Below are 8,709 nucleotides of genomic sequence, written 5' to 3'. Positions count from 1 at the left end.
GCAGCGGGACGTGCCGCGGATGCCGGAGACGGCGCCGCGGGCTTCGAGGGGGCGGCCTTACGAGGCGCGCCCGGCTTGGCAGCGGACTTGCCGGCGTTGCCGCCGGGCCCCTGCAGTGCATCAGTCAACTTGCGCACGACCGGCGCCTCGATCGTCGAGGACGCCGAACGGACGAATTCACCGAGTTCTTGGAGCTTGGCCATGACGACCTTGCTCTCCACGCCGAACTCCTTGGCGAGTTCGTATACCCGGACCTTAGCCACTTCGCTCCTTTTAGGTCCGGTTACCGCCGGACCGTCGCTACTTCATGGGCGTACTCATCGCGTACTCATCGAGTGCTCATCGCAATCTCGACCTACTTCCAACTCGCGAGGTACCTGACCGCACGGTTATCCGTGCCGTACTTCTTCTTACGGTGCTGCCTGCTCGACGAACCGTCGGACCGAGGCCGCTTCGAGTGGTCCCTGGACCTTGAAGGCCCTCGGGAACGCCCTGCGGCGGACCGCCAGGTCGAGACAGACCGAGGCGGGGTGCAGGTACGCACCCCGGCCGGGCAGCGTACCGCGATGATCGGGGACACATTCGCCCTCGACCGCCACGATGCGCAGCAGATCGCTCTTGGCCGCTCGCTCCCGGCATCCCACACAGGTTCGCTCAGGGCACGCGCGGGCATGCGTCCGGCCAGACACGCTTAAGTCTACCTCCCCGTAACGACCCTCCCCGTTGGGGGGAGGGATCGAACGGTCGTTTGTCGTGATCTCGCCGTGGCACAACGTGACCGCGGCGCGATCTTTTCCTTCGGGAAAGCTGTCAGTCCCGGTCGCGACGGTCGGCCTGTTCGGCCGACGGCTGCTCGGTGTCMGGCCGGATGTCGATGCGCCAGCCGGTGAGCCGGGCGGCGAGCCGGGCGTTCTGCCCTTCCTTGCCGATGGCGAGGGAGAGCTGGTAGTCCGGCACGGTCACCCGGGCCGAACGGGCGGCCAGGTCGACGACCTCGACCTTGGAGACCCGGGCCGGGGACAGCGCGTTGGCGACCATCTCGGCCGGGTCGTCGGACCAGTCGACGATGTCGATCTTCTCGCCGAGCAGCTCGGCCATGACGTTGCGGACGCGGCCGCCCATGGGGCCGATGCAGGCGCCCTTGGCGTTCAGGCCCGAACGGGTGGACCGGACGGCGATCTTGGTGCGGTGACCGGCCTCACGGGCGATCGCCGCGATCTCGACGGAACCGTCGGCGATCTCGGGGACCTCGAGCGCGAAGAGCTTCTTCACCAGATTGGGGTGGGTGCGCGAAAGGGTGACGGACGGACCGCGGACACCCTTGGCGACCCGGACGACGTACGTGCGCAGCCGCAGGCCGTGCGTGTACTCCTCGCCGGGCACCTGCTCCTGCACCGGAAGAATGGCTTCCAGCTTGTCGTCGAGCTTGACGAGGACGTTCTTCGGGTCCTTGCCCTGCTGCACCTGGCCGGCGACGACGTCGCCCTCGCGGCGCGCGTACTCGCCGAAGGTGACGTCGTTCTCCGCGTCACGCAGCCGCTGCTGGATGACCTGGCGGGCGGTGCTCGCCGCGATCCGGCCGAAGTCCGACGGCGTGTCGTCGAAGTCCTTCGGCTCCTGGCCCTCCTCCAGCTCGGAGGGGTCTTCCTTCGCCCACACGGTCACGTGACCGGTGTGCCGGTCCAGCTCCACGCGCGCGTGGCGCCGGGCGGAGGGGGTGCGGTGGTAGGCGATGAGGAGGGCCGACTCGATCGCCTCGACCAACAGGTCGAAGGAGATCTCCTTCTCTTGTGCCAAGCCCTTCAGGAGCTTCACGTCGATGTCCACGGCTACGCCTCCTCTTCCTTCTTGTCCTTGCGGCTGAACTCGATCTCGACACGCGCCTTGGCGATCTCGGCGAACTCGACGCGCCGGGCGGTGGGCTTGCGCCCCTTCACGCCGGGCACCTCGAGGTCGAGGCCGTCGTCGTCCACGGTCAGGATCCGCGCGATCACCTCGCCGCCGCCCGCGGCGTCGGTCAGCCTCAGCTTGACCAGGCGCCCGGTGGCGCGCACGTAGTGGCGGTGCTGGGTGAGGGGGCGGTCGGCGCCGGGGGAGCTGACTTCGAGGACGTACTCGCCCTCGCCCATCGCGTCCGTCTCGTCGAGCTTCTCGGAGATGACGCGGCTCAGCTCGGCACAGGCGTCCAGCTCCACGCCCTCGTCCGAGTCGACGATGACCCTCAGCAGTCCGCGGCGGCCGGCCCGGGACACTTCGATCTCCTCGAGATCCAGGTCCTTCGCGTGGACGAGCGGCTCCAGGAGTCCGCGCAGCCTGTCGCTCTGGGTGGTGCTCATCCGGGTGACTCCTCGGCCGCGTGTGCTGTTGTGGGTTCGTCGCGTGTCAGACCAAAGGGTATCCGGTCCAGAGGGGTGTTGCCGTCCACCGTGTCCGCGGCCGCGGGTACGCTCGCCTGCGGTGATCTTCGACCGAGGCCGAGGGAGAGAACGTGGGGCGCGCGGGGACGGTGGGCAGGCGTGCGCTGCTGCTGGCCGGGGCGGCGACGCTGGGCGGCTGCACCACCACGCCGCCGCGGGAGAGGGGCCCCGAGCCGCCCACCGCGGCCGAACGGGCGGCACGCGCCGAGGCGGAGCTGCGCCGCAGGTCGGCGGCGGCCGGCCGGGCCCTGCTGGAACGCTACGACGCGGTGCTCACCGCGCACCCCTCGCTCTCGGCGCGACTGACGCCGTTGCGGACCTCGGCGGCGGCGCACGCCGCCGCCCTGGGCGAGGGGACGGCCGCCCCCGGCGCCCGGCCGACGCCTTCGCCCACCGGCGGCGGCGGCCCGCGGACCCCGCGGCCGCGCTGCGTGAGCTGGCGGCCGAGGTCCGGCGGACCTCCGACATCCACACGGCCACGCTGCTCGACGCGCCGCCGGAGTACGCGCGGCTGCTCGCCTCGGTGGCGGCGGCCGGCGCGGCGCACGCCTATCTGCTGACCGAGGGAGGCCGGGGATGACCGAACGGGAGACCGCGCTCGCGGCGGCCCAGGCCGCTCTCGCCGCCGAGCACGCGGCGGTGTACGGCTACGGCGTCGTGGGCGGCCGGATCGGGGCCGGGCGGCGGGCCGAGGCCACCGCCGCCCACGGCGCCCACCGGGCCCGGCGGGACGCGCTGCGCCGGACCGTACGCGACCTCGGCGGCGAGCCGGTGGCCGCGGCCGCCGGTTACGCGCTGCCGTTCCCGGTGCCGGACACGGCCGCGGCCGTCCGGCTGGCCGCCGCCCTGGAGGACGGCGTCGCCGGGGTGTACTCCGATCTCGTCCGGGCATCGACGGGCCCTCTGCGGCGGGACGCCGCGGCGGCCCTGCGCGAGGCCGCCGTGCGGGCCGTCCGCTGGCGCGGCAGCGACGTAACCTTTCCTGGGCTCGCCGAGCGGGTCTGAGCCCCGCTCCGGCCGGGCTCGTCCGAACTGCAGAAGGAACAACGCACGCATGGCTTTCGAACCGCCGCAGCGACTCGTGCGGGCGCTGGGCGAGACGTACGGGGACGCCGTCGCGGCCGAGTGGCTCGGAGAGCTTCCCGAGCTCGCCCGGACCGCGCTGGAGACCGCGTCCCTGGACGTCGACCGGACGGTCGCCCCCGGCGGGCGCAGCAGCCTCGTGCTGCTCGTCCGGCGGCCGGACGGCACCCCCGCCGCGCTGAAGATCGCCCCGGGCGCCGCCCGGCCGGAGGCCGAGGCGCGGGCGCTGGCGCACTGGGACGGCTGGGGCGCGGTGCGGCTGGTCGACACGACCGACGGCGGCGGACTCGTACTCGAACGGCTGCACCCGGAAGTGTCCCTGCGCTCGCTGCCGGAGGCGAAGGCGCTGCTGGAGGCCGCCGGCATCGTGCGGCGGCTCTGGGTCGAGCCGCCCGCGGAGCACGACTTCGAGACGGTCGCCGGGCGCACGGCCCGGCAGGCGGCGGCCATGGAGCGTCACCGCGGTGACGAGACGGCCGGCGGGCTGACCGCGGCGGCTCTGGAGGCCCGCGCGGAGCTGGTCGCCGACTCCCCCGAGGCCCTGCTGCTGCACGGCTGCTTCCGGCAGGGCAAGGTGCTGGCCGGCGACCGGACGCCCTGGCTCGCCATCGGGCCCGAGCCGTTGGTCGGCGAGCGCGCCTACGACCTGGCTCGGCTGGTCCGCGACCGGGTGGAGGACCTGGTGGCGGCGTCCGCGGGGGCCTCGGCGGCCCGCCGCCGGGTGAACCGGCTGGCGGACTCCCTGGAGGTGGACCGCGAGCGGCTGCGCGGCTGGACGCTCTTCCGGGCGGTCGAGTCGGGCACGCGGGCGCTGGCCGCGGGACGGCGGCAGGACGCCGAGCTGCTGCTGGAGTTCGCCGGCTGGCTGTGAGCGCGCGGCACTTTTCCCGGGCCTTCCGCGGGGGCATACCCTTGCTGTAACACTCGGCTCGGACGCCCGTCAGGGGGTCGTGATGATCGAAGCGCTGTTGATGGCCGCAGCGGGTGCGATAGTCGCCGCCGGGGTGTACACGGCGGCCGCGCTCCGCGTGGTGAAGCAGTACGAACGAGGCGTGGTGTTCCGCTTCGGCCGGCTCCGTGACGACGTCCGGCAACCCGGTCTGACCATGATCGTTCCGGCGATCGACCGGCTGCACAAGGTGAACCTGCAGATCGTGACGCTGCCGGTGCCGGCGCAGGAGGGCATCACCCGGGACAACGTGACCGTGCGGGTGGACGCGGTCGTGTACTTCAAGGTGGTCGACGCGGCGGACGCGCTGGTGCGCGTCGAGGACTACCGGTTCGCGGTCTCGCAGATGGCGCAGACGTCGCTGCGGTCGATCATCGGCAAGAGCGATCTGGACGATCTGCTGTCCAACCGCGAGAAGCTCAACCAGGGTCTGGAACTGATGCTGGACAGCCCCGCCATGGGCTGGGGTGTCGCCATCGACCGCGTCGAGATCAAGGACGTGTCGCTGCCGGAGACGATGAAGCGCTCGATGGCCCGGCAGGCGGAGGCGGACCGTGAGCGGCGCGCGCGCGTGATCAACGCGGACGCGGAGCTCCAGGCCTCGAAGAAGCTGGCGGAAGCCGCGGGAGTGATGTCGCAGCAGCCCGCCGCGCTCCAGCTGCGGCTGCTTCAGACCGTGGTGGCGGTGGCGGCGGAGAAGAACTCGACGCTGGTGCTGCCCTTCCCGGTGGAGCTCCTGCGGTTCCTCGAGCGGGCCGCGCAGCCCGCGGCCGCCCCCGCCGCGGAGCCCGTCCAGGAGCCCTTGCCCGGTCTGACCCCCTCGCCCCACCTCCAGGGGCTCGCGGGTGCCGCTAACGCGACGAGCGCGGCGAACGGCACGAGCGTGGAGGACCTGGCCGGCGCTCCGGTCGACCCGGCGCCGCAGGAGGGCTGAGCCGGACCGCACACGACGGGAGCGGGTGGCGGGGGCAGGCCCCCGCCACCCGCTCCCGGGTGTCGTGCGTCAGGCGCTCAGACGCGCGATCGCCTCGTCGACGGTGAGCTCCTCGCGCTCGCCCGTGCGGCGGTCCTTCAGCTCCACGACGCCCTCGGCCGAACGGCGGCCGGCGACGAGGATCTTCGGGACGCCGATGAGCTCGGCGTCGGTGAACTTCACGCCCGGGGAGACGCCCGCGCGGTCGTCGACCAGGACCCGCAGTCCGGCGGCCTTGAGCTTCTCGGAGACCTCCAGGGCCAGTTCGGTCTGCAGCGCCTTGCCGGCGGCGACGACGTGGACGTCGGCCGGGGCGACCTCGGCGGGCCAGCACAGGCCCTTGTCGTCGGCGTGCTGCTCGGCGAGGGCCGCGACCGCGCGGGAGACGCCGATGCCGTACGAGCCCATGGTCACGCGGACCGGCTTGCCGTTCTGGCCCAGCACGTCGAGCTGGAAGGCGTCGGCGTACTTGCGGCCGAGCTGGAAGATGTGGCCGATCTCGATGGCGCGGTCCATCTTCAGGCCGGTGCCGCAGTTGGGGCAGGGGTCGCCTTCCTGGACCACGACGACGTCCAGGTAGTCGTCGACCTCGAAGTCACGGCCCGCGACGACGTTCCGCGCGTGCTTGCCCTCCTTGTTGGCGCCGGTGATCCAGGCGGTGCCGGGGGCGATGCGCGGGTCGGCGATGAAGCGGACCTTCTCCAGGCCCTGCGGGCCGACGTAGCCCTTGACCAGGTCGGGGCGGCCGACGAAGTCCTCGGCGGTGACCAGTTCGACGACGGCCGGGGCCAGGTGGTCCTGCAGCTTGCCGAGGTCCACCTCGCGGTCGCCGGGGACGCCGACGCCGACGATCTCGCCGTCGACCTTGACCAGCAGGTTCTTCAGCGTCTCGGAGGCCTGGACGCCCAGGTGGGCGGCGAGCGACTCGATCGTCGGGGTGTCGGGGGTGTCCAGCTCCTCGACCGCGGCGTGCGCGGAGCCGTCGGCGGCCTGGGCCGGGAAGGTCACGGCCTCGGTGTTCGCGGCGTACTCGCAGCTCGGGCAGTACACGAAGGTGTCCTCGCCGGCGGCGGCCGGGGCCAGGAACTCCTCGGAGGCCGAGCCGCCCATGGCGCCGGAGATCGCGGAGACGATCTTGTGCTCCAGGCCGAGCCGCTCGAAGATCCGTACGTACGCCTGGCGGTGCAGCGCGTACGCCTCGGCCAGGCCCTCGTCGGTGGTGTCGAAGGAGTACGAGTCCTTCATCTGGAACTCGCGGCCGCGCAGGATGCCCGAGCGGGGACGCGCCTCGTCGCGGTACTTCGTCTGGATCTGGTAGAGGATCACCGGCAGGTCCTTGTAGGACGTGCACTGGTCCTTGACCAGCTGGGTGAAGATCTCCTCGTGGGTGGGGCCGAGGAGGTAGTCGCCGCCCTTGCGGTCCTGGAGGCGGAACAGCTCCGCGCCGTACTCCTCCCAGCGGCCGGACGCCTCGTAGGGCTCCTTGGGCAGCAGGGCCGGCAGCAGGACCTCCTGCGCGCCGATCTCGTCCATCTCCTCGCGCACCACGCGGGTGACGTTCTCCAGGACCTTCTTGCCGAGCGGCAGCCAGGACCAGATGCCCGCCGCGTTGCGACGGACGTAGCCGGCGCGGACGAGCAGCTTGTGGCTGAGCGTCTCGGCGTCCGCCGGGTCGTCGCGCAGTGTCTTGACCATCAACCGGGACATGCGCTGGACCTGGGCCATGGGGAACTCTCCTGCAGTGAAAAGTGTGATGGCTAGGAGGTTAGCCGGGTGGCCCCGGGTCGGTGAAATCAGTTCCGGCGCAGAAGCGGCAGCGGCGCGCCCATCACGGCGTAGGGACGGGGTGCGCTGGGGAAGTGGACCTGCCGGGCGAGGTCCGTGTAGCCGAGGGCGCGGTAGAGCCCGCGGGCCGGGCTCTCGGTGTCGATCGCGGAGAGGATCGAGCGCGGCTGGGGGGCGCCGTCGGTGATGGTGGTGATCAGTGTCCGGCCGACGCCCCGGCCCTGGAAGGCGGGGTGGACGTGGAGCTCGGTGATCACGAAGGAGTCGTCGAGCCAGTCGGCGGTGCCGGTGGCGCGCAGGTACGGCTCGACGATGCCGGACCACCAGTGGCCGCGGTCGTTCGGCATGCCGTAGACGAAGCCGACCAGGCGGCCGTCGCCGGTGGTGGCGCCGTACGCGCAGGCGCCGGGACTGAGCAGGTGGCGCAGGACGATGTGCCGGCGTACGACGATCTCGTCCTCGCCCAGTCCGAAGGCGAGCGCCTGCACGGCGAGGGCGTCGTCCACCCGCGCGGCGAGATTGACCGGTCCGATCGTGACGTCAGCGTCATCCATGCGCGCACCCTACAAGTGGATCAGAAGAGGACGCTCATGAAGGCCCCCACCTCACGGAATCCGACGCGGCGGTACGCGGCCCGGGCGGGGGTGTTGTAGTCGTTGACGTACAGGCTGGCCACCGGGGCGACGTCGGCGAGGGCGTAGCGCAGGACGGCGGCCATGCCCGTCTCGGAGAGGCCCTTGCCGCGGTGCTCGGGGGCGACCCAGACGCCCTGGATCTGGCAGGCGTGGGAGGTGGCGGCGCCGATCTCGGCCTTGAAGACGACCTTGCCGTCCTCGATCCGGGCGAAGGAACGCCCGGAGCCGACGAGCTCGGCGACCCGGGCCTGGTAGAGCAGTCCGCCGTCGCCGGCCATCGGGGAGATGCCGACCTCCTCGGTGAACATGGCCACGCACGCGGGCATGATCACGTCCATCTCGTTCCTGCCGACGCGGCGGACGAAGGGGTCGGGCTCGACGTCGGCCGAGGGCTCCTCGGTCACCATCAGCGGCTGGTGGGCGCGGATGTCGCGGGCGGGGCCCCAGCCGGGCTCCAGGAGCCGCCAGAGCTGGGCGGTGGGTTCGGCGGGGCCGACGATGGACGAGCAGCGGCGGCCGGTGCGGCGGGCGCGGTCGGCGAAGGCCCGGACGGCGTCCGGGGTGGCGCACATCGGGACGAGGTTGGCGCCGGAGTAGCACAACGAGCGCAGCCGCCCGTCGGCGTACCAGCCCCACATCTCGCCCCCGAGTCGCCAGGGATCGAGCCCGGCGGCCTGGACCCGGGCCGCGACGAAGGCGTTCTCGACGGGGGCGCTCTCCAGGACGGCGAGCGCGGCCCCGAGGTCGGCGGGTTCGAGGACCCGGGTGGTGGTCTGCGTCAACACGAGGGGGCCTCACCATGCGGTCTGCTGATTCTCCGCACTGTACCTGGCGCGTCGCCGAGGTGACGGGCCCGGCGGGCGGGAC

General features: G+C 72.5%; 10 protein-coding genes and 1 pseudogene. 4 read left to right on the top strand and 7 right to left on the bottom strand.

Annotated elements, in window-relative coordinates; all coding sequences use genetic code 11:
- The 4 genes from EAO71_RS39110 to rimP form a co-directional block, all read right to left on the bottom strand.
- On the bottom strand, nucleotides 1-263 hold a 263-nt coding region (locus tag EAO71_RS39110; RefSeq protein ID WP_261992325.1), incomplete at its 3' end, for a translation initiation factor IF-2 N-terminal domain-containing protein.
- A gap of 147 nt (nucleotides 264-410) precedes the next feature.
- Entirely contained in the window at nucleotides 411-689 is a 279-nt protein-coding gene (locus tag EAO71_RS24480; protein WP_147979958.1) for a YlxR family protein, read from the bottom strand.
- 121 nt (nucleotides 690-810) lie between these two features.
- Entirely contained in the window at nucleotides 811-1,827 is a 1,017-nt protein-coding gene (gene nusA / locus EAO71_RS24475) for a transcription termination factor NusA (RefSeq protein WP_147979957.1), read from the bottom strand.
- Nucleotides 1,828-1,829: 2 nt separating this feature from the next.
- On the bottom strand, nucleotides 1,830-2,336 hold the full coding sequence (gene rimP, locus EAO71_RS24470; protein WP_147979956.1) for a ribosome maturation factor RimP: 507 nt from the start codon (nucleotides 2,334-2,336) through the stop codon (nucleotides 1,830-1,832).
- 152 nt (nucleotides 2,337-2,488) lie between these two features.
- Here rimP and EAO71_RS39105 point away from each other — a divergent pair.
- The 4 genes and pseudogenes from EAO71_RS39105 (at nucleotide 2,489) to EAO71_RS24450 (ending at nucleotide 5,383) form a co-directional block, all read left to right on the top strand.
- Nucleotides 2,489-2,997 (top strand): annotated as a pseudogene (locus tag EAO71_RS39105) (hypothetical protein).
- The gene (locus tag EAO71_RS24460) at nucleotides 2,994-3,422 is read left to right on the top strand and encodes a ferritin-like domain-containing protein (protein WP_147979955.1); all 429 of its coding nucleotides are present in this window, start codon (nucleotides 2,994-2,996) and stop codon (nucleotides 3,420-3,422) included. The pseudogene EAO71_RS39105 and the gene EAO71_RS24460 overlap by 4 nt, the downstream one beginning before the upstream one ends.
- A 49-nt stretch (nucleotides 3,423-3,471) precedes the next feature.
- Nucleotides 3,472-4,371 carry an aminoglycoside phosphotransferase family protein gene (locus EAO71_RS24455; RefSeq protein ID WP_147979954.1) on the top strand — a complete coding sequence of 300 codons (900 nt, stop codon included), beginning with the start codon at nucleotides 3,472-3,474 and terminating at the stop codon, nucleotides 4,369-4,371.
- A gap of 82 nt (nucleotides 4,372-4,453) precedes the next feature.
- Nucleotides 4,454-5,383: a slipin family protein gene (locus EAO71_RS24450; protein WP_147979953.1), complete on the top strand. Its 930-nt coding sequence runs from the start codon at nucleotides 4,454-4,456 to the stop codon at nucleotides 5,381-5,383.
- A 69-nt stretch (nucleotides 5,384-5,452) separates the two neighbouring features.
- On the opposite strand, the gene EAO71_RS24445 is transcribed toward EAO71_RS24450, so the two are convergent.
- The 3 genes from EAO71_RS24445 to EAO71_RS24435 all read right to left on the bottom strand — a co-directional run bounded on the left by EAO71_RS24445 (nucleotide 5,453) and on the right by EAO71_RS24435 (nucleotide 8,627).
- Complete coding sequence (locus tag EAO71_RS24445) at nucleotides 5,453-7,147, bottom strand: proline--tRNA ligase (protein WP_147979952.1); 1,695 nt, start codon at nucleotides 7,145-7,147, stop codon at nucleotides 5,453-5,455.
- Nucleotides 7,148-7,215: 68 nt separating this feature from the next.
- Complete coding sequence (locus EAO71_RS24440; RefSeq protein WP_147979951.1) at nucleotides 7,216-7,761, bottom strand: GNAT family N-acetyltransferase; 546 nt, start codon at nucleotides 7,759-7,761, stop codon at nucleotides 7,216-7,218.
- A 20-nt stretch (nucleotides 7,762-7,781) separates the two neighbouring features.
- The gene (locus EAO71_RS24435; protein ID WP_187282804.1) at nucleotides 7,782-8,627 is read right to left on the bottom strand and encodes a GNAT family N-acetyltransferase; all 846 of its coding nucleotides are present in this window, start codon (nucleotides 8,625-8,627) and stop codon (nucleotides 7,782-7,784) included.
- Nucleotides 8,628-8,709 lie beyond the last annotated feature (82 nt).

Source organism: Streptomyces sp. MS191 (assembly GCF_008042125.1).
Lineage (GTDB): Bacteria > Actinomycetota > Actinomycetes > Streptomycetales > Streptomycetaceae > Streptomyces.
This window is presented reverse-complemented; position numbering and strand designations above follow the sequence as displayed.

Excerpts from the sequence above, each read along its gene's own strand:
- rimP (WP_147979956.1), bottom strand. The coding sequence starts at position 2,336 with ATGAGCACCACCCAGAGCGACAGGCTGCGCGGACTCCTGGAGCCGCTC.
- EAO71_RS24440 (WP_147979951.1), bottom strand. The coding sequence starts at position 7,761 with ATGGATGACGCTGACGTCACGATCGGACCGGTCAATCTCGCCGCGCGG.
- EAO71_RS24460 (WP_147979955.1), top strand. The coding sequence starts at position 2,994 with ATGACCGAACGGGAGACCGCGCTCGCGGCGGCCCAGGCCGCTCTCGCC.
- EAO71_RS24455 (WP_147979954.1), top strand. The coding sequence starts at position 3,472 with ATGGCTTTCGAACCGCCGCAGCGACTCGTGCGGGCGCTGGGCGAGACG.
- EAO71_RS24450 (WP_147979953.1), top strand. The coding sequence starts at position 4,454 with ATGATCGAAGCGCTGTTGATGGCCGCAGCGGGTGCGATAGTCGCCGCC.
- EAO71_RS24445 (WP_147979952.1), bottom strand. The coding sequence starts at position 7,147 with ATGGCCCAGGTCCAGCGCATGTCCCGGTTGATGGTCAAGACACTGCGC.